Below are 19,497 nucleotides of genomic sequence, written 5' to 3'. Positions count from 1 at the left end.
GCGGTGGGGCAGTTTGTATCTCTCGAGCTATCAGGCTAGAGATTTTACCGCCAAATCGAACCTTATTAGAGCGGTTTAGGCTGGACCGGCAGTTAAAATTGGGGCTTGAGCGGTAAACGAGTGAGGGAATTTCAGGTAAGATACTTCGGATGAGGAGCAAAAAGGTGGTTTATACTTCCTATACCCGGCACCGCACCTCGGTCAAGGCCGATGCCGCCTTCACCGGCGCGACCATGGCGCTGCCGAAGGGCAAGGCCTACCGCGACGAATTCTTCGGCGACGTCGAAACCTACCGCAAGGAATTGCTCGGCACCCTCACCGGCACGCCCGCGGCCGGCGCGAGCGCGACCACCCTGACCGTGAAGTACCAGGGCTGCGCCGATGCCGGCGTGTGCTACCCGCCGCAGACCCGCACCCTGAAGGTCGCGTTGCCGGGCGAAGCGGGCGCTGGCGGCTTCGGCTGTAAGGCGCGCGGGCTGCATGATTATGTCGTCAAGAACGGCTCTGCCGATCATCCCAACGCCGAGGTGAAATTCGCACTGGGTGATGTGGTCAACACCATGATCGGCTGCACTAATGGTGAAACGATCATGCTGTGCCACGACACCTCGCTGCCGCGCCCCTATTCTCTCGGCTTTCGGGTGCAAGGCACCGAGGGGCTGTGGATGGACGTCAACAAGTCGATCTATCTGGAGGGCAAGAGCCCACAGCCGCACCGCTGGGAGCCTGCCGAGGGCTGGTTTGCGAAATACGATCACCCGCTATGGAAACGCTACGCCGATCTGGCGGCAGGGGCCGGGCATGGCGGGATGGACTGGTTCGTGATCCACGCTTTTGTCGAGGCGCTGAAGGCCAAGGCCCCGATGCCAATCGACATTTACGACGCGCTGGCCTGGAGCGCGATCACGCCTCTGTCGGAACAATCGATTGCTGAGGGCAATCGCACGTTAGATTTTCCCGACTTCACCCGAGGGCAGTGGCGCACCCGCAAGCCGATCTTTGCGCTGAACGACGCCTATTGATCGACGCGATTTAGGCCAAGCGCACCGCAAAGGCGAAATTGGTAATCTTGTCGGTATCCTTGACGCCCGGCGCGCTTTCGACGCCGCTGGAGGTATCGACCAGCGGCGCTCCGGTGCGCGCAATCGCCTCGGCAACATTCGTCGGATTTAGCCCGCCTGCCAGCCCCCACGGCAAGGCACCGCGATATCCGGCCAGCAGCGACCAGTCGAACGCCAACCCCATGCCGCCGGGCAGCGCGCCTTTGGGGGTCTTGGCGTCGAACAAGATCAAGTCCGCCGCCCCGGCATAGGCTGCGGCGCGTGCGACATCGCTGGCGCTGGCGACGGGCAGCGCCTTCCACACCGGCTTGCCAAACCGCGCGCGCAACTGGGCCACGCGTTCGGGCGATTCCGAACCGTGCAGCTGCAGCGCGTTCAGCTTGGCTGCCACCAGTGCGTCGGCGATGACAGCATCATCCGCATCGACGAACAAACCGACCATGGCGATCTGGCCAGCTGCGCGCGATGTCAAAGCGCCCGCGACATTCGACGTAACCGCACGGGGCGACGCTGGATAGAACACCAACCCGGCATAGTCCGCCCGCGCCGCGATGGTCGCATCGAGCGCCTCGGGTGTGCTGATCCCGCAAATCTTGATTTTCGCGGGCATGCGGTCAGTCGGGGTTCTGGATCAGCCGCACCAGCGTGCAGTCGGGATCGATCAGGTAGCCGATCCTCAGGCCGCTCGCCTCCAGTTGCGGAGCTTTGAAGCGCGGCCAGCCGGTGCTTTTTTCCTCGGCTCCCGCCGCGTTCACCAATGCCACCATGGCATCGAGATCATCCAACCGCAGGCAACAGCCGAACGAGCTCGTAGCTGGGTCGAGGTCAGGATAGGGGAAGAATTCGAGCTGCAAACCGCCGCGCTGCAGGATCATCCAGCCGCGATCCTTCCAACTCGTCGCAAAGCCCAGCTTCGCATAAAACGCCTCTGTCACATCGAAATCGCGCGATGGCAGATTGGGGGTGACGTGGTCAGCCATGGCTCAGCGCAGCTTGTCGGCCATGCGGGCCGTATGAGTGATTGCGGCGCGGCTATCGGGGGCGGAATGGCTCATCACGATCATGCTGGCCTTGGGGAACGCCGCACCAAACGCGCGCGCTGACGCGGCGTAGTGCTCAGTGTCGGCATCACCGAGATTGCCGAGCGACTTGGCCTTGCTGTCCTTGATCAGGCAGCCACCAAAAGCGATGTCGGTGCCGTCGATCCCAACGGTGATATTGTCACTGGTGTGGCCGGGGCCGGGGTAAAATACCTTGAGCGGGCCAAAGTTGGGCGCGGTTGCTGGTTCGACCCAGCCATTGGCGGCGAAAGTCAGGCTGTGTTGCGCCGCAACCATCCCCTCTTGCGGGGCAAGCTGGTTCGACAACGCATTGGCATAAGTCGCAATCCCCGCCGCATGCAGCGCGTCCATACCGCCCATCTTGTCCTGATGCGCGTGAGTCACCACCGCCAGCGCGACCGGCAGGTTGATCTCCTGCTTGATCCAGTTGAGGATCTGGGCGGTCTGGTCATCGGTCCAGGCGGTATCGACCACCAGCACGCGGCCGCCATCCCTGACGATCAAACCGTTGGAAGCGACTGCCCCGAAACCCGGCATGTCGAGATAGGAAGTGTGCTGCCAGACATTCGGTGCGAGCTGGCGGAAAACCAGATCGCCAAACCGTTGGTCGCCAGTTTCCATTTGCTGGCCAATCGTCGGGCGGATTTCACCGGGCATGCACCCGCTCAGCATCAATGCAGCGGCTAATGCGGTGCTCAGCTTCGCGACCGGGTGCATAATATTGGGCAATTCCATCAAGTTTTCCTTTTATTCAGCATTAAAAACCCCGCAAATGCGAGGCCTAGTAAATAGATGATCTTAATTTGGTTCACTGTAGCAAAAATATGGGGCGAATTCAAACATGAGGTGCGACAGTTTCAAAAGCCATATGATAATCAACAAGCTGAGCAAATTTCTCTAATGGTGTAAGCCAATCTAACGCCTTTCTAGGACGAGTATTCAGTGACATGGCAACTTGATTTAAATAATGCTGATCTGCCTGATTTAAATCAATCCCTTTAGGTAAATATTGCCTAATTAAACCATTCATATTTTCGCATGTGCCTTTTTGCCAGGGTGAATGTGGGTCACAGAAATATACATCTATGCCTAAATCTTCTTCGAGTATTTTATGTTCTGACATCTCACGTCCACGGTCATAGGTCAACGTTTTACGCAGTTCTGCAGGTAAATATTTCAGAGCTTCAGTTAAAGCCTTGCGCACTGATTCTGCCTTTGCCCGGGGATGGGATTTTTCTTGAGCCCCGCACCGGAAACATCGCTGCACGTGCTGTCGAACCTTCAAAAGCTGAAGTCGGCGTTGGGGCTTCCGCTATTGGTCTCGGTGTCGCGGAAATCCTTCTTGGGCGCCACCGTTGGCCTTCCTGTAAAGGATCTGGGTCCAGCGAGCCTTGCGGCGGAACTTCACGCGATCGGCAATGGCGCTGACTACGTCCGCACCCACGCGCCTGGAGATCTGCGAAGCGCAATCACCTTCTCGGAAACCCTCGCGAAATTTCGCAGTCGCGACGCCAGAGACCGAGGGTTAGATCATGCCTAGCATTCACCTTCCGGCCGCCCGCTAAATATCTCCTTTTGGGTTGTTAATAAAACATCCAATAAGTTGACTGTGCGTGAAAAAGAAAGTTTTGTGTGATGGCGTTGAAGATCGCACCGTTAAGCTCTTATGTGGGATGGTGCAGAGCTCGACGACTACCGATAAAACGCAACCGCCGCAAACAGACAAGAAAAAGCCCCAACTGATAACAGTTGGGGCTTCAGTATTGTGATTGGTGGAGCAATAGCACCCTGAACCCAAAACCTTCTCGCTCAACCGGTAGTGGCTGATAACAACTCGTGAGGGCTATTGCGGGTTAAGCATTTAGCGATGTCTAGGGCCAGACTGGACGTCTGAACGCAAGCCGCTGATACTGTACATAACCACAGTATCAGCGGAGGATACCCATGTCGCTGGCAAGGAACGCCACGGCGAGTCAATCGCCCACTCAAACAAACGGTTACGAACGCCACCAACCCGACCAGACGCTGCTCTACCAGCTGGTTGAGCAGCACTACCCAGCCTTCAAAGCCTCACTCGAAGCCCAAGGTCAACACCTGCCTCGCTACATCCAACAAGAATTCAACGACCTCCTCCAATGTGGCCGTCTGGAGTATGGTTTCATGCGGGTTCGCTGCGAGGATTGTCATCACGAGCGTCTGGTCGCCTTCAGCTGTAAACGACGCGGCTTTTGCCCTAGCTGCGGTGCCCGCCGGATGGCCGAGAGTGCGGCGCTGCTGATAGACGAAGTCTTCCCCAAGGAGCCCATTCGCCAGTGGGTGCTCAGCTTTCCTTTCCAGCTACGCTTTTTGCTGGCTCGCCATCCCCAGCTGATGGGCCAGGTCTTGAGTATCGTCTATCGTACACTCTCAACTCATCTGATCAAAAAAGCCGGTTACACCAAAGCCTCTGCACAAACTGGCTCAGTGACTCTTATCCAACGCTTTGGCTCCGCGCTAAATCTCAATGTCCACTACCACATGCTGTTTCTCGATGGTGTCTATGCCGAAGATGACTATGGCAAGCAACGCTTCCATCGTGTCAAGGCACCCACTTACGATGAGCTGAATACGCTCGCTCACACCCTCAGCCATCGCATCGCTCGCTGCATGGAAAAGCGTGGGATTTTGGAGCGTGATGCCGAGAATACGTGGTTGACACTGGAAGAGGGCGAAGACGATACGCTGACTCAATTACATGGTGCTTCGGTTACGTATCGCATTGCCGTCGGCCCCCAGCAAGGGCGCAAAGTCTTCACCCTGCAAACCTTGCCAGGGCGTGAGGATAAAGCCGACTCAAGCAGTCGAGTAGCCAACCATGCTGGTTTCTCGCTACACGCCGGTGTGATGGCCGAAGCGCATCAGCGGGATAAGCTTGAGCGCTTGTGTCGCTACATTAGTCGGCCAGCGGTTTCAGAAAAACGTCTGGCATTAACCGCCAATGGGCAGGTGCGTTACGAGCTCAAAACTCCGTACCGCAATGGCACCACCCATGTGATCTTCGAGCCGCTGGACTTCATCGCCAAACTCGCTGCGTTGGTACCTAAGCCGCGAGTCAACCTCACACGCTTCCACGGCGTCTTTGCACCGAACAGCAAACACCGAGTTCAAGTAACACCCGCCAAGCGGGGCAAGAAGCCCGACAAATCGGAAGGTCTCGATACTAACTGGCGTGACAAGAGTCCTGCAGAGCGCCACCGCGCCATGACCTGGATGCAACGCCTCAAGCGAGTCTTCAATATTGATATTGAAGTCTGCGAACACTGCGGCGGTCACGTCAAAGTGATTGCCAGCATCGAAGATCCGAAGGTCATTGAGCAGATTCTCAAGCATCTGAAACAGAAAACAGCCAAGGCGAATGCCGCCAAGCAGCGTGAGCTGCCACCAGAACGAGCGCCGCCACTGACTCCCAGCCTGTTCGATCCATCACAGAGTCGTCTCTTTGACTGACGACCCCAAATCCAACACTGCTCAACACTGCCAACTTTTAAACGGGGCGGTGGGGCAGTTTGTATCTCTCGAGCTATCAGGCTAGAGATTTTACCGCCAAATCGAACCTTATTAGAGCGGTTTAGGCTGGACCGGCAGTTAAAATTGGGGCTTGAGCGGTAAACGAGTGAGGGAATTTCAGGTAAGATACTTCGGATGAGGAGCAAAAAGGTGGTTTATACTTCCTATACCCTGCAAAGGTTGTTGGGAAGACGCGAACCAACCCCATGTTTGCCTGCCTAGGCAAAGCTCGCCGAAAGAGTTAGCACCCTCCCTGATTAAAGGAAGCCGTATGGATATTATTGATAAAGTTTTTCAGCAAGAGGATTTCTCACGCCAGGATTTGAGTGACAGCCGTTTTCGCCGCTGCCGCTTTTATCAGTGTGACTTCAGCCACTGTCAGCTGCAGGATGCCAGTTTCGAGGATTGCAGTTTCATTGAAAGCGGCGCCGTTGAAGGGTGTCACTTCAGCTATGCCGATCTGCGCGATGCCAGTTTCAAGGCCTGCCGTCTGTCTTTGGCCAACTTCAGCGGTGCCAACTGCTTTGGCATAGAGTTCAGGGAGTGCGATCTCAAGGGCGCCAACTTTTCCCGGGCCCGCTTCTACAATCAAGTCAGCCATAAGATGTACTTCTGCTCGGCTTATATCTCAGGTTGCAACCTGGCCTATACCAACTTGAGTGGCCAATGCCTGGAAAAATGCGAGCTGTTTGAAAACAACTGGAGCAATGCCAATCTCAGCGGCGCTTCCTTGATGGGCTCAGATCTCAGCCGCGGCACCTTCTCCCGCGACTGTTGGCAACAGGTCAATCTGCGGGGCTGTGACCTAACCTTTGCCGATCTGGATGGGCTCGACCCCAGACGGGTCAACCTCGAAGGAGTCAAGATCTGTGCCTGGCAACAGGAGCAACTGCTGGAACCCTTGGGAGTAATAGTGCTGCCGGATTAGCTCGAATGCAAACACAAGAGGCAAATATCACTTGAGTTCCGCGCTGCAACAAGGCAGATTCTGCTATAGCAGAGTATTACCGCCGGAATGCTGAACCCAAAACCTTCTCGCTCAACCGGTAGTGGCTGATAACAACTCGTGAGGGCTATTGCGGGTTAAGCATTTAGCGATGTCTAGGGCCAGACTGGACGTCTGAACGCAAGCCGCTGATACTGTACATAACCACAGTATCAGCGGAGGATACCCATGTCGCTGGCAAGGAACGCCACGGCGAGTCAATCGCCCACTCAAACAAACGGTTACGAACGCCACCAACCCGACCAGACGCTGCTCTACCAGCTGGTTGAGCAGCACTACCCAGCCTTCAAAGCCTCACTCGAAGCCCAAGGTCAACACCTGCCTCGCTACATCCAACAAGAATTCAACGACCTCCTCCAATGTGGCCGTCTGGAGTATGGTTTCATGCGGGTTCGCTGCGAGGATTGTCATCACGAGCGTCTGGTCGCCTTCAGCTGTAAACGACGCGGCTTTTGCCCTAGCTGCGGTGCCCGCCGGATGGCCGAGAGTGCGGCGCTGCTGATAGACGAAGTCTTCCCCAAGGAGCCCATTCGCCAGTGGGTGCTCAGCTTTCCTTTCCAGCTACGCTTTTTGCTGGCTCGCCATCCCCAGCTGATGGGCCAGGTCTTGAGTATCGTCTATCGTACACTCTCAACTCATCTGATCAAAAAAGCCGGTTACACCAAAGCCTCTGCACAAACTGGCTCAGTGACTCTTATCCAACGCTTTGGCTCCGCGCTAAATCTCAATGTCCACTACCACATGCTGTTTCTCGATGGTGTCTATGCCGAAGATGACTATGGCAAGCAACGCTTCCATCGTGTCAAGGCACCCACTTACGATGAGCTGAATACGCTCGCTCACACCCTCAGCCATCGCATCGCTCGCTGCATGGAAAAGCGTGGGATTTTGGAGCGTGATGCCGAGAATACGTGGTTGACACTGGAAGAGGGCGAAGACGATACGCTGACTCAATTACATGGTGCTTCGGTTACGTATCGCATTGCCGTCGGCCCCCAGCAAGGGCGCAAAGTCTTCACCCTGCAAACCTTGCCAGGGCGTGAGGATAAAGCCGACTCAAGCAGTCGAGTAGCCAACCATGCTGGTTTCTCGCTACACGCCGGTGTGATGGCCGAAGCGCATCAGCGGGATAAGCTTGAGCGCTTGTGTCGCTACATTAGTCGGCCAGCGGTTTCAGAAAAACGTCTGGCATTAACCGCCAATGGGCAGGTGCGTTACGAGCTCAAAACTCCGTACCGCAATGGCACCACCCATGTGATCTTCGAGCCGCTGGACTTCATCGCCAAACTCGCTGCGTTGGTACCTAAGCCGCGAGTCAACCTCACACGCTTCCACGGCGTCTTTGCACCGAACAGCAAACACCGAGTTCAAGTAACACCCGCCAAGCGGGGCAAGAAGCCCGACAAATCGGAAGGTCTCGATACTAACTGGCGTGACAAGAGTCCTGCAGAGCGCCACCGCGCCATGACCTGGATGCAACGCCTCAAGCGAGTCTTCAATATTGATATTGAAGTCTGCGAACACTGCGGCGGTCACGTCAAAGTGATTGCCAGCATCGAAGATCCGAAGGTCATTGAGCAGATTCTCAAGCATCTGAAACAGAAAACAGCCAAGGCGAATGCCGCCAAGCAGCGTGAGCTGCCACCAGAACGAGCGCCGCCACTGACTCCCAGCCTGTTCGATCCATCACAGAGTCGTCTCTTTGACTGACGACCCCAAATCCAACACTGCTCAACACTGCCAACTTTTAAACGGGGCGGTGGGGCAGTTTGTATCTCTCGAGCTATCAGGCTAGAGATTTTACCGCCAAATCGAACCTTATTAGAGCGGTTTAGGCTGGACCGGCAGTTAAAATTGGGGCTTGAGCGGTAAACGAGTGAGGGAATTTCAGGTAAGATACTTCGGATGAGGAGCAAAAAGGTGGTTTATACTTCCTATACCCCTGGATGGACGAACAAGCCATTAAGCAGTGGCATTGCCTGGTCCACCATGGCCGCCGAGGGAGAGGTTTCCACTACAGTGACACCGCCATTGAGACGGCCCTGATGCTAAAAGGCTTGTTCAAGTTGCCGCTGCGGGCGCTAGAAGGCTTCATTAACTCGTTGTTCCAACTGATGGCGGTGCCTTTGCAGTCGCCGGACTATAGCTGTATCAGCAAGCGCGCCAAGACCGTCGACATCAAGTACCGCCTCCCCAGCCAAGGCCCGGTGGCTCACTTGGTCATTGATGCCACCGGCCTCAAGGTCTATGGCGAAGGCGAATGGAAAATTCGCAAACACGGCAAGGAGAAGCGACGAGTGTGGCGCAAGCTCCACTTGGCGGTGGATGCCACAACCCATGCGGTCATCGCTGCCGAAGTCAGCCTGGAGACGGTGGCGGATAACGAGGTGTTACCGACGTTGCTCAACCCCTTACGACGCAAGATAAAACAGGTCAGCGCCGATGGTGCGTATGACACCAAGGCCTGTCATGCGCTACTGAAGAAAAAGGGGGCGAAAGCCACCATACCGCCGAGAAAAAATGCGGCACCGTGGGAGGAAGGCCATCCCCGCAACGAGGCGGTGACGGCGCTCAAGGCCGGTGAACTGAAGCAATGGAAGAAAGACTCCGGCTATCACCAGCGCTCGATAGCCGAGACCGCCATGTACCGGTTCAAGCAACTCATCGGGCCAACGCTGAGCCTGCGGAACTACAACGCCCAGGTGGGCGAAATCCTGGCTGGCGTGAAGGTGATGAACAAGCTGATAGGGCTTGGTATGCCTGTTCGCCAGCCAGTGAATTGAGTGGTATCAACGGGTTGGGGAACGGCCATCCAGCGACGGATTTGGTCAACAACGCCGATAACACCTCGAAATCGGAGTTTATATGGCTTCGTGGGGGAGTTATGTGTTTGAGCTTTGTCGCATTAACGCGAATCAGGGGTTGACGGCAGAAATGGACTGGAATTACACTTCTTAGAGTCGGCGTTGCCGGAAAATTCTGATTGGATTAGTTGTTCGGGGTGCGAAAACAGTCGTAGTTCGGGGGAAAAACCGAATTTTGACCCGAAACCGCAAAAAACCCGAAATGACAGTTCCTATCAAATACTTAACTTGTAGGTTCTTTCAAATGGATAAGAATGATGTTGTTAAGAAGATACTTGAATCAAAAAAGTACGAAAACCTTGATTCAGATATTGTTGAAAAGGTTGTTTCCATTTCTGAGAAGAAATATAAATTAAAGGAAGTTGAGAATTATTCTAAAAAGAAATTGCATCAAATATGGGGGTCTTACTATTCTGCCTATCCTAATTGGGATAAATTATTAAAAAAGTACAATCAGGGGCAGTTATCAATAGAAGATTTACTAAAGATTCATTCTTCGACGAATGAAAGAGTCGCAACATTAAATGACTTTTACACTTATGTATTTGGAAATATCAAACATGTCTCATCTATTTTAGATTTTGGTTGTGGCTTCAATCCATTAGCTTTATACCAATGGAATGAAAATGAAAAAATAATATATCATGCATACGATATTGATAGAGCTGAGATAGCTTTTTTGAGTAGCATTATTGGGAAGTTAAAGACGACGATAAAGTATAGGTTTTTGAATAAAGAGAGTGATGTCTACAAAGGTACTTATGATGTAGTATTCCTTTTAAAGATGCTTCCTGTGCTAAAACAGCAAGATGTAAATATCTTGGATTTCCTACAGCTTTTTCATACTCAAAACTTTGTAATATCTTTTCCAATAAAGTCTTTATCTGGAAAGGAGAAGGGAATGGAAGAGAATTACCAGCTATGGTTTGAATCTTTTACAAAAGGTTGGATAAAAATCCTTGATTCGAAGGTTATAGGGAATGAGTTAGTATATATTACTAGTGGATTTCAGAAATAACTCCGCCTCCAAGGCACTCATTTTCTTGGAAAAGTACTAAACTCTGTCCAACGGCTGGAGCCCATTGTGGTGCAGAAAATTCAAATATATATCCATTTTCATTCTGGGTTACTTTTACTGGTGTATCCTGACTTCTATAACGGATAGATGCTGTATAGTTATTATTAAGTAATGAAGTTTCGTTTATCAAGTGCAATTCTGAAACACTTACTATGTTTTTCCAAAGTTTTGGATTATCTTTTCCTTGGACAACATAGAGGATATTTTGAGGAAAAGATAGGTTTCAACTACAGTTTAGAAGGTTAAAAACAAATGCATGCATGGCTCAAAAGCAATCTAGGGAAGGTGCGAATAAGCGGGGAAATTCTTCTCGGCTGACTCAGTCATTTCATTTTTTCCTGTTTGAGCCGTTTTTTCTCCCGTAAATGCACTGTATACCGATATGGGCAGGGCGAAGCGCTAAAGTACAACAATCTTATTGTTAGCTATTGTCTTGGCGTTCCAGAAAATCTTTAAACTCAATAGTATAAAGCCGTAACAGCACCATGGTTAACGCAAAAATAATTGGCCCATAAATCAAACCAATTAAACCAAAGAGTTGCAAACCACCTGAGGTATCCCCAGAAATTCTGTAGTTAAAATAAAATGTTAGTTGATTGGGGAACATTCATGGCGGTTCCTGATCTGATCATTCGCCAAAACTCCCACACCGCGGATGCTCACCATGAATGTAAAAGCTATGCTCGCTGATTTCCTCACCTTTGTCACGCCAAAATCAATGCATAAAGCCCGATTTTCGGTTTTGCTAGATGCGGTAACCGCCCTGGCAAAGGATGCGTGTTGCACCGTTACTGCGATTGGCCGGGCGATGCCTGGCTCTTCAGATAAGGTCAGTATCAAACGGGCAGATCGTCTACTCAATAATCCTAACCTGCAACGAGAGCTGCCATTGATTTATGCTGCGCTGACGGCTTCTATTGTTGGCCATAAAACTAAGCCGATGATTTTGGTTGACTGGAGCAATGCCGATACTGCCAAGCGACACTTTATCCTGCGTGCCAGCATTGCCGCTGACGGTAGAGCGTTGACTCTGCTACAGAAGATTGCCGCCGCAGAAGATTATACCTGCCCACACCTACACGGGGCGTTTTTAAAGCAGCTTAAAGCCATGCTACCCAAGGACTGTAAGCCCGTAATTGTCACTGACGCGGGGTTTAAAGTTCCATGGCTGAAACAAGTGCGTAAGCTGGGATGGCATTATGTAGCTAGAGTTCGAGGCAATGTGAAGCTTAAATTGGCAGAGCAGGACAAGTTTATCAGTGTTAATCAGCTTTATCGGCAAGCGAAGAAGGATCCAAAAAGTGTAGGAAAAATCATGCTTGCCCAAACACAACACTATGAAACGCAGGCCGTCCTGGTTGGCAAAGGTTATAAGCTATTGAAACGCGATAAAAATAAGACGTATAAGGAACCATGGTTGTTGGTGTCATCCTTAGCTGACTGCCATGGGTATGCGGATAAAATTGCTAAGTGCTACAGTAGCCGAATGCAAATTGAAGAAAGCTTCCGTGATCAGAAAAGTCACCGCTATGGCCTGGGTAGCGATTTGCATGGTACCAAGAAGAAATCTCGCTTAGAGATACTGCTACTACTGGCCGCATTGGTTAATTGGTTTCATTACCTGCTAGGTAGCGCAGCGGAGAAAGCGGGTTTGCACCTGCGTTATCAAGCTAACACCGTTAAAAATAGGCGGGTATTGGCCCTGAATTTCCTTGGGATATTACTTTGCAAAGAACCCAAACAGCGAATACGCAGGCAATATTATCAGCAGGGACTTAAACAAATACTACAGTGGGTGGTTCAGTGGGACTGGGCAGTAATCAAACAGGCTGATAGCTGATTGTATGAATGGAAATTTTGTGGGGATCCCTCAGGTTGTCTAGACTTCTTTTAACAGTAAAGTTATCATAAAACTGAATTTTATTTTTTAGGTAAGTTTATGCATTCTATCCGCATTCGTTAAGACACAACTATTTGCATAGTGACACTATTTTATAATGGTGGGCTTTTGTTGTGTCTTTAAGAATATATGCGGATATATAAAGTAAAAGTATGCTTAATTTATAAGTATGCTTTTAGTGCATAGTTTCCAGTTATAACTTAATTGACTAGCTATTTGTCCACCCTGTGGATGAATAGCTTTTTTTTTGGGAGGACACTGTGATGCTAGCTTTTGTTTTCACCTAAATCCTGTTTGCTGCATAAAAAATTTCAAGAGCTAAACAGGAGTAAATAAAAATGAGTTTAATTATTAAAGCGAGAAACATACGCTTGGATTATGCTGGGCGTGATGTTTTGGATATTGATGAATTGGAAATTCACTCTTATGACCGTATTGGTCTTGTGGGTGATAACGGAGCAGGAAAGAGTAGTTTACTCAAAGTACTTAATGGCGAAATTGTTTTAGCCGAAGCGACATTACAGCGTTTTGGTGATTTTGCACATATCAGCCAACTGGGCGGAATCGAAATAGAAACGGTCGAAGACCGGGCAATGTTATCTCGCCTTGGTGTTTCCAATGTACAAAACGACACAATGAGTGGCGGAGAGGAAACTCGTGCAAAAATTGCTGCCGCATTTTCCCAACAAGTACATGGCATTCTAGCGGATGAACCAACCAGCCACCTTGATCTCAATGGAATAGATCTACTTATTGGTCAACTTAAAGCATTTGATGGAGCATTACTTGTTATCAGTCATGACCGATATTTTCTTGATATGGTTGTAGACAAGATATGGGAGTTAAAAGACGGTAAAATTACGGAATATTGGGGTGGTTACTCGGATTACTTGCGTCAAAAAGAAGAAGAGCGACAACACCAAGCCGTAGAATATGAGCTGATGATGAAGGAACGGGAGCGATTAGAATCTGCTGTGCAAGAAAAACGCCAGCAAGCTAATCGATTAGACAATAAGAAAAAAGGAGAAAAATCCAAAAACTCTACCGAAAGTGCTGGACGACTTGGGCATGCAAAAATGACTGGCACCAAGCAAAGAAAACTGTATCAGGCAGCTAAGAGTATGGAAAAGCGTTTGGCTGCATTAGAAGATATTCAAGCACCAGAGCATTTGCGTTCTATTCGTTTTCGTCAAAGTTCAGCCCTAGAACTGCACAATAAGTTCCCGATTACGGCAGATGGTCTGAGCTTAAAATTTGGTAGCCGTACTATCTTTGATGACGCTAACTTTATAATACCGCTTGGCGCTAAAGTCGCTATAACTGGATCGAATGGAACAGGGAAAACGTCCTTGTTAAAAATGATATCAGAACGTGCTGATGGATTAACCATATCTCCAAAAGCTGAAATTGGCTACTTTACACAAACAGGATATAAATTTAACACGCATAAATCTGTGCTCTCCTTTATGCAGGAAGAGTGCGAGTACACAGTTGCGGAAATTCGTGCAGTATTGGCTTCAATGGGGATCGGAGCGAATGATATTCAAAAAAACTTATCCGACTTATCGGGAGGTGAAATCATCAAACTGCTTTTATCCAAAATGCTTTTAGGAAAATATAATATTTTGCTTATGGATGAACCAGGAAACTATCTTGACCTAAAAAGTATTGCCGCATTAGAAACAATGATGAAGTCCTATGCAGGAACTATTATCTTCGTATCTCATGACAAGCAATTGGTCGATAATATTGCTGACATTATCTACGAGATCAAAGACCACAAAATCATCAAGACTTTTGAGAGAGATTGTTAATGATAGCCAATCTAATCCGAACATTAATTATTGAACTCTTTAAAGGAAATTAAAAATGACAATTCAAGATATTCAATCACTTGCTGAAGCACACGGCTTGTTGCTTACGGACAAAATGAATTTCAATGAAATGGGCATTGATTTTAAGGTCGTTTTTGCTCTTGATACAAAGGGGCAACAATGGTTGCTGCGTATTCCTCGTCGTGATGGCATGAGGGAACAAATCAAGAAAGAAAAACGCATTTTAGAATTGGTAAAAAAACATCTTTCTGTAGAGGTTCCTGATTGGAGAATTTCATCTACAGAATTAGTGGCTTATCCCATACTTAAAGATAATCCTGTTTTAAATTTGGATGCTGAAACCTATGAAATAATTTGGAATATGGACAAAGATAGCCCGAAATACATAACATCTTTGGCAAAAACCTTATTTGAAATCCATAGTATTCCTGAAAAAGAAGTTCGGGAAAATGATTTGAAAATTATGAAACCTTCAGATTTAAGACCTGAAATAGCAAACAATTTGCAGTTAGTAAAATCTGAAATTGGTATAAGTGAGCAATTGGAAACCCGCTACAGAAAATGGTTGGATAATGATGTTCTATGGGCAGATTTCACCCAATTTATACATGGCGATTTATATGCTGGGCATGTACTAGCTTCAAAGGATGGAGCTGTTTCAGGCGTTATTGATTGGTCAACAGCCCATATAGATGACCCAGCGATTGATTTTGCTGGGCATGTAACTTTGTTTGGAGAAGAAAGCCTCAAAACTCTAATCATCGAGTATGAAAAACTAGGGGGTAAAGTTTGGAATAAACTATATGAACAGACTTTAGAAAGAGCAGCGGCCTCTCCTTTGATGTATGGTTTATTTGCCTTAGAAACTCAAAATGAAAGCCTTATCGTTGGAGCAAAAGCTCAGTTGGGAGTTATATAATTTAAAAATATGATTGCTGAGAACTGCCTTGTTTTGAAACTTGGTTGGCTTTAATTAGTTTTTAGTATTCTTTATAGAAAATGCCTCGATCAAGGGGCATTTCTAACAATCATTTAACATAAAATTTCTTATGTGAAGTAACCTGAATGCAGCGGTGCCCCATTGGGGGCGCGTTGAGATAAGCCTCTTTTAGATAACTTTAGCAACTCGATAGACAGTTGCAACTCCACAATTCACTGCTTTGGCAATTTCTTCCTTAGTCATATTGCCAACTACTAGCAATTCTTTTATTCGTTTATGTTTAGCCTCATTTGCCTTCTTGCCTGTTGGTTTGTAACCCGAACGTGCCAGGCCCTGCTTAATACGTTCTATACGTTTCTCATTGTCTAGGCGGGCCATTGTTGCCAGAAGATCAATCAACATATTGTTGATGAGTTCCAAGATTGAATGAGTAATGCTGTCACTGGTTTGAAGGCACTGTTGCAAATAGTCGGTGGTGATAAACTTATCATCCCCTTTTGCTGATGGAGCTGCACATGAACCCATTCAAAGGCCGGCATTTTCAGCGTGACATCATTCTGTGGGCCGTACGCTGGTACTGCAAATACGGCATCAGTTACCGTGAGCTGCAGGAGATGCTGGCTGAACGCGGAGTGAATGTCGATCACTCCACGATTTACCGCTGGGTTCAGCGTTATGCGCCTGAAATGGAAAAACGGCTGCGCTGGTACTGGCGTAACCCTTCCGATCTTTGCCCGTGGCACATGGATGAAACCTACGTGAAGGTCAATGGCCGCTGGGCGTATCTGTACCGGGCCGTCGACAGCCGGGGCCGCACTGTCGATTTTTATCTCTCCTCCCGTCGTAACAGCAAAGCTGCATACCGGTTTCTGGGTAAAATCCTCAACAACGTGAAGAAGTGGCAGATCCCGCGATTCATCAACACGGATAAAGCGCCCGCCTATGGTCGCGCGCTTGCTCTGCTCAAACGCGAAGGCCGGTGCCCGTCTGACGTTGAACACCGACAGATTAAGTACCGGAACAACGTGATTGAATGCGATCATGGCAAACTGAAACGGATAATCGGCGCCACGCTGGGATTTAAATCCATGAAGACGGCTTACGCCACCATCAAAGGTATTGAGGTGATGCGTGCACTACGCAAAGGCCAGGCCTCAGCATTTTATTATGGTGATCCCCTGGGCGAAATGCGCCTGGTAAGCAGAGTTTTTGAAATGTAAGGCCTTTGAATAAGACAAAAGGCTGCCTCATCGCTAACTTTGCAACAGTGCCCGCCGATGCGCTCAAGCCGTGGATTGCGCGGCGTGAACGCTGGCCGTCCTTTCTGATCCGGCGCGATCCGCGCGACATCAGCCGTATCTGGGTCCTGGAACCGGAGGGACAGCATTACCTGGAAATTCCCTACCGTACCTTGTCGCATCCGGCTGTCACCCTCTGGGAACAACGGCAGGCGCTGGCGAAACTGCGGCAGCAAGGGCGCGAACAGGTGGATGAGTCGGCGCTGTTCCGCATGATCGGCCAGATGCGTGAGATTGTGACCAGCGCGCAGAAGGCCACACGCAAGGCGCGGCGTGACGCGGATCGCCGCCAGCACCTCAAGACATCAGCTCGGCCGGACAAGCCCGTTCCGCCGGATACGGATATTGCCGACCCGCAGGCAGACAACTTGCCACCCGCCAAACCGTTCGACCAGATTGAGGAGTGGTAGCCGTGGACGAATATCCCATCATCGACCTGTCCCACCTGCTGCCGGCGGCCCAGGGCTTGGCCCGTCTTCCGGCGGACGAGCGCATCCAGCGCCTTCGCGCCGACCGCTGGATCGGCTATCCGCGCGCAGTCGAGGCGCTGAACCGGCTGGAAGCCCTTTATGCGTGGCCAAACAAGCAACGCATGCCCAACCTGCTGCTGGTTGGCCCGACCAACAATGGCAAGTCGATGATCGTCGAGAAGTTCCGCCGCACCCACCCGGCCAGCTCCGACGCCGACCAGGAGCACATCCCGGTGTTGGTCGTGCAGATGCCGTCCGAGCCGTCCGTGATCCGCTTCTACGTCGCGCTGCTCGCCGCGATGGGCGCGCCGCTGCGCCCACGCCCACGGTTGCCGGAAATGGAGCAACTGGCTCTGGCACTGCTGCGCAAGGTCGGCGTGCGCATGCTGGTGATCGACGAGCTGCACAACGTGCTGGCCGGCAACAGCGTCAACCGCCGGGAATTCCTCAACCTGCTGCGCTTCCTCGGCAACGAACTGCGCATCCCGTTGGTTGGGGTAGGCACGCGCGACGCCTACCTAGCCATCCGCTCCGATGACCAGTTGGAAAATCGCTTCGAGCCGATGATGCTGCCGGTATGGGAGGCCAACGACGATTGCTGCTCACTGCTGGCCAGCTTCGCCGCTTCGCTCCCGCTGCGCCGGCCTTCCCCAATTGCCACGCTGGACATGGCTCGCTACCTGCTCACACGCAGCGAGGGCACCATAGGGGAACTGGCGCACTTGCTGATGGCGGCGGCCATCGTCGCCGTGGAGAGCGGCGAGGAAGCGATCAACCATCGCACACTCAGCATGGCCTGTTGAGTTGCATCTAAAATTGACCCACTGGGGGTGCGGACGATTTCTTGGACGGTTTATACGGACATCAATCCGACCGCATGACGATACTCGATGGGACTACGCCCGCCAAGCGACACTTTGATGCGGCGCTCGTTGTACCAGTGGATATAGGCATCGATTCGCGTCATGAGGTCTTTCAGCGTCACGTGCTGCCAATTCCTCGGGTAGATTAGTTCGGTCTTCAATCGTCCGAAAAAGCCCTCGCATGCAGCATTGTCTGGCGAGCAGCCCTTTTTGGACATCGACCGCGTTAATTGGGCATTTTCAGTGCGGCGGATCCACGCAGGCCAGCGATAATGCGAGCCCCTGTCCGAATGGATAACCGGATGCTCACCGGGTCGCAGTGTCCGTACCGCGTGATCCAGCATGGTATTGACCAGGTTCGCATCCGGGCTGGTGCCGATATTCCAGGCCACCACCAGCCCATCGAAGCAATCGACGATCGGCGAGACGTAGACCTTCCCTGCCGGAATGTGTATTTCCGTCAGATCGGTCAACCATTTCGTATTCGGCGCCGACGCGTGAAAGTCGCGATTCAGCAGATTCGGGACCGCTGGTGTCGGGTCGCCAGCATACGCCGAGAAGCGCCGGCGGCGCGGTGTTCTCACGACCAGACGCTCTTGCGCCATCAAGCGACGCACGACCTTCTCGGACACACGCATGCCACCAAGGCGCAAGGCACTATCAATGCGTCGATAGCCATAGCAGCGGTAGTTGTCCTCGAAGATAGTCCGAATGACCTCACGCACCTGCGTGTACTTGTCGGGCCGCGTCTGCCGCAGGCGTTGATAGAAGTATGTGCTGCGCGCCAGCTTCAGGCCGCACAACAGATTGGCTAATGGAAACGTGACTCTGAGGGCATCAACCACCTTCGTTTTTTCTCGGCTTGTCAGTTCGAGGGGGTTGATGCCCATGTCTTTTTTTATCAATTCACTCGCCTTCTCCAGAATTGCATTCTCCATGCGAAGCCGCTGGTTCTGGCTCTCCAGTTCGGCCAGTTCCCTGAGTAGTGCCTCATGCCGCTGCTCGAGCGAGGTGTCACCTTTCTTCTTTGTCATGGGTTTTAGGGGCACTTTGCCAAGTAATCGATGCTGCCAGTTATACAACGTTGGTCGCGATACACCGACAGTGTCGGCCACATCCTTTGCCGAACCTACGCGCAGGTTCAGTGCAATGACGGCTTGCTGCTTCTCGAGGCGAGAGCGGGCGACTGTGGGAGCGCTGCTGCCGACGACCGTCCTAGCGAATTCAGGGCGTAAATCACGGATCCAGGCACGCAAGGCCTCGCGGCTTGGGTAGCCCAGGCTTCGGATTGTGTGACTCAGGCAGTAGCCTTGTTCGATATAGTGATCTACTGCCCGTTGCTTTTGCTCATCGGTGTACTGCCGTTTTATCCGTTGATAGCCTCGGCGAAGATCCTGATTCCGTTCGAATTCTGCCAACCAGGCCTTCAGCGAGTTCTTGGTGGGGTATCCCAGCTGCCGTAGTGTGGCGCTCATCCGGCGCCCAAGCTTCAGGTACAACCTCACGGCTCGAAGGCGATCTTCATACGAATACATGAACTACTCCTAAAGTAGTCCAAGATTTTGTCCGCACCCC

Annotated in this window: 15 protein-coding genes and 6 pseudogenes; 13 read left to right on the top strand and 8 right to left on the bottom strand. The window is 51.0% G+C overall.

The window, feature by feature from the left end:
- Positions 1-185 precede the first annotated feature (185 nt).
- A pseudogene (locus M0M83_RS21135) lies at positions 186-1,022 on the top strand (protein-disulfide reductase DsbD domain-containing protein); the annotation flags it as partial.
- A gap of 10 nt (positions 1,023-1,032) precedes the next feature.
- Here the strand turns inward: M0M83_RS21135 and M0M83_RS21130 are convergent.
- From M0M83_RS21130 to M0M83_RS21115, 4 genes and pseudogenes are all read right to left on the bottom strand, one after another.
- A complete protein-coding gene (locus M0M83_RS21130) occupies positions 1,033-1,671 on the bottom strand; it encodes a phosphoribosylanthranilate isomerase (protein WP_004201168.1) in 639 nt (212 codons plus the stop codon).
- A gap of 4 nt (positions 1,672-1,675) precedes the next feature.
- Entirely contained in the window at positions 1,676-2,041 is a 366-nt protein-coding gene (gene ble, locus M0M83_RS21125; RefSeq protein WP_004201167.1) for a bleomycin binding protein Ble-MBL, read from the bottom strand.
- A 3-nt stretch (positions 2,042-2,044) separates the two neighbouring features.
- Positions 2,045-2,857, bottom strand: coding sequence for a subclass B1 metallo-beta-lactamase NDM-1 (locus M0M83_RS21120; RefSeq protein WP_004201164.1), 813 nt, complete (start codon positions 2,855-2,857; stop codon positions 2,045-2,047).
- 100 nt (positions 2,858-2,957) lie between these two features.
- A pseudogene (locus tag M0M83_RS21115) lies at positions 2,958-3,347 on the bottom strand (IS30 family transposase); the annotation flags it as partial.
- On the opposite strand from M0M83_RS21115, the pseudogene M0M83_RS21110 reads away from it, so the two are divergent.
- From M0M83_RS21110 to armA, 6 genes and pseudogenes are all read left to right on the top strand, one after another.
- Positions 3,336-3,662: pseudogene (locus M0M83_RS21110) on the top strand (dihydropteroate synthase); the annotation flags it as partial. The pseudogenes M0M83_RS21115 and M0M83_RS21110 sit on opposite strands and share 12 nt — an antisense overlap.
- Positions 3,663-4,066: 404 nt before the next feature.
- Positions 4,067-5,608 carry an IS91-like element ISCR1 family transposase gene (locus M0M83_RS21105; protein WP_000050481.1) on the top strand — a complete coding sequence of 514 codons (1,542 nt, stop codon included), beginning with the start codon at positions 4,067-4,069 and terminating at the stop codon, positions 5,606-5,608.
- A gap of 331 nt (positions 5,609-5,939) precedes the next feature.
- Positions 5,940-6,596, top strand: a complete 657-nt coding sequence (locus M0M83_RS21100; protein ID WP_012579084.1) for a quinolone resistance pentapeptide repeat protein QnrA1 — start codon at positions 5,940-5,942, stop codon at positions 6,594-6,596.
- Positions 6,597-6,842: 246 nt separating this feature from the next.
- The gene (locus tag M0M83_RS21095; RefSeq protein ID WP_000050481.1) at positions 6,843-8,384 is read left to right on the top strand and encodes an IS91-like element ISCR1 family transposase; all 1,542 of its coding nucleotides are present in this window, start codon (positions 6,843-6,845) and stop codon (positions 8,382-8,384) included.
- A 233-nt stretch (positions 8,385-8,617) separates the two neighbouring features.
- Positions 8,618-9,457 (top strand): annotated as a pseudogene (locus M0M83_RS21090) (IS5 family transposase); the annotation flags it as partial.
- 325 nt (positions 9,458-9,782) lie between these two features.
- Positions 9,783-10,556: a 16S rRNA (guanine(1405)-N(7))-methyltransferase ArmA gene (armA, locus tag M0M83_RS21085; RefSeq protein WP_000359986.1), complete on the top strand. Its 774-nt coding sequence runs from the start codon at positions 9,783-9,785 to the stop codon at positions 10,554-10,556.
- Here the strand turns inward: armA and M0M83_RS22060 are convergent.
- Together M0M83_RS22060 and M0M83_RS21080 are read right to left on the bottom strand one after the other, a co-directional pair.
- Positions 10,537-10,746, bottom strand: coding sequence for an aminomethyltransferase beta-barrel domain-containing protein (locus M0M83_RS22060; RefSeq protein WP_172691603.1), 210 nt, complete (start codon positions 10,744-10,746; stop codon positions 10,537-10,539). The genes armA and M0M83_RS22060 overlap by 20 nt on opposite strands.
- Before the next feature lie 291 nt (positions 10,747-11,037).
- On the bottom strand, positions 11,038-11,223 hold the full coding sequence (locus M0M83_RS21080; protein ID WP_002026779.1) for a hypothetical protein: 186 nt from the start codon (positions 11,221-11,223) through the stop codon (positions 11,038-11,040).
- A gap of 48 nt (positions 11,224-11,271) precedes the next feature.
- On the opposite strand from M0M83_RS21080, the gene M0M83_RS21075 reads away from it, so the two are divergent.
- The 3 genes from M0M83_RS21075 (at position 11,272) to M0M83_RS21065 (ending at position 15,270) form a co-directional block, all read left to right on the top strand.
- Entirely contained in the window at positions 11,272-12,456 is a 1,185-nt protein-coding gene (locus M0M83_RS21075; protein WP_002001451.1) for an IS4-like element ISEc29 family transposase, read from the top strand.
- 398 nt (positions 12,457-12,854) lie between these two features.
- Positions 12,855-14,330: an ABC-F type ribosomal protection protein Msr(E) gene (gene msr(E) / locus M0M83_RS21070; RefSeq protein WP_000052512.1), complete on the top strand. Its 1,476-nt coding sequence runs from the start codon at positions 12,855-12,857 to the stop codon at positions 14,328-14,330.
- A gap of 55 nt (positions 14,331-14,385) precedes the next feature.
- Positions 14,386-15,270 carry an Mph(E) family macrolide 2'-phosphotransferase gene (locus tag M0M83_RS21065; RefSeq protein WP_000155092.1) on the top strand — a complete coding sequence of 295 codons (885 nt, stop codon included), beginning with the start codon at positions 14,386-14,388 and terminating at the stop codon, positions 15,268-15,270.
- A gap of 189 nt (positions 15,271-15,459) precedes the next feature.
- Here M0M83_RS21065 and M0M83_RS21060 read toward each other — a convergent pair.
- A pseudogene (locus M0M83_RS21060) lies at positions 15,460-15,750 on the bottom strand (helix-turn-helix domain-containing protein); the annotation flags it as partial.
- Positions 15,751-15,806: 56 nt separating this feature from the next.
- Here M0M83_RS21060 and M0M83_RS21055 point away from each other — a divergent pair.
- The 3 genes and pseudogenes from M0M83_RS21055 (at position 15,807) to M0M83_RS21045 (ending at position 17,862) form a co-directional block, all read left to right on the top strand.
- Positions 15,807-16,511, top strand: a complete 705-nt coding sequence (locus M0M83_RS21055) for an IS6-like element IS26 family transposase (RefSeq protein WP_001067855.1) — start codon at positions 15,807-15,809, stop codon at positions 16,509-16,511.
- A 53-nt stretch (positions 16,512-16,564) separates the two neighbouring features.
- Positions 16,565-16,999 (top strand): annotated as a pseudogene (locus M0M83_RS21050) (Mu transposase C-terminal domain-containing protein); the annotation flags it as partial.
- A gap of 2 nt (positions 17,000-17,001) precedes the next feature.
- Entirely contained in the window at positions 17,002-17,862 is an 861-nt protein-coding gene (locus tag M0M83_RS21045) for a TniB family NTP-binding protein (protein ID WP_000344784.1), read from the top strand.
- A 50-nt stretch (positions 17,863-17,912) separates the two neighbouring features.
- Here the strand turns inward: M0M83_RS21045 and M0M83_RS21040 are convergent, their stop codons facing one another.
- Entirely contained in the window at positions 17,913-19,457 is a 1,545-nt protein-coding gene (locus M0M83_RS21040) for an IS3 family transposase (RefSeq protein ID WP_000287615.1), read from the bottom strand.
- Between the last annotated feature and the right edge of the window lie 40 nt (positions 19,458-19,497).

Source organism: Providencia rettgeri (assembly GCF_023205015.1).
In the GTDB taxonomy this organism is placed as follows: domain Bacteria; phylum Pseudomonadota; class Gammaproteobacteria; order Enterobacterales; family Enterobacteriaceae; genus Providencia; species Providencia rettgeri_E.
Note: the sequence above shows the minus strand (reverse complement) of the source record. Positions and strands in the feature narration are given on the sequence as shown.

Coding starts and splice junctions, on each gene's coding strand:
- armA (WP_000359986.1), top strand. CDS start 9,783: ATGGATAAGAATGATGTTGTTAAGAAGATACTTGAATCAAAAAAGTAC.
- M0M83_RS21055 (WP_001067855.1), top strand. CDS start 15,807: ATGAACCCATTCAAAGGCCGGCATTTTCAGCGTGACATCATTCTGTGG.
- M0M83_RS21040 (WP_000287615.1), bottom strand. CDS start 19,457: ATGTATTCGTATGAAGATCGCCTTCGAGCCGTGAGGTTGTACCTGAAG.
- M0M83_RS21095 (WP_000050481.1), top strand. CDS start 6,843: ATGTCGCTGGCAAGGAACGCCACGGCGAGTCAATCGCCCACTCAAACA.
- M0M83_RS21105 (WP_000050481.1), top strand. CDS start 4,067: ATGTCGCTGGCAAGGAACGCCACGGCGAGTCAATCGCCCACTCAAACA.
- M0M83_RS21130 (WP_004201168.1), bottom strand. CDS start 1,671: ATGCCCGCGAAAATCAAGATTTGCGGGATCAGCACACCCGAGGCGCTC.
- ble (WP_004201167.1), bottom strand. CDS start 2,041: ATGGCTGACCACGTCACCCCCAATCTGCCATCGCGCGATTTCGATGTG.
- M0M83_RS21075 (WP_002001451.1), top strand. CDS start 11,272: ATGCTCACCATGAATGTAAAAGCTATGCTCGCTGATTTCCTCACCTTT.
- M0M83_RS21080 (WP_002026779.1), bottom strand. CDS start 11,223: ATGTTCCCCAATCAACTAACATTTTATTTTAACTACAGAATTTCTGGG.
- M0M83_RS21100 (WP_012579084.1), top strand. CDS start 5,940: ATGGATATTATTGATAAAGTTTTTCAGCAAGAGGATTTCTCACGCCAG.
- M0M83_RS21065 (WP_000155092.1), top strand. CDS start 14,386: ATGACAATTCAAGATATTCAATCACTTGCTGAAGCACACGGCTTGTTG.
- M0M83_RS21120 (WP_004201164.1), bottom strand. CDS start 2,857: ATGGAATTGCCCAATATTATGCACCCGGTCGCGAAGCTGAGCACCGCA.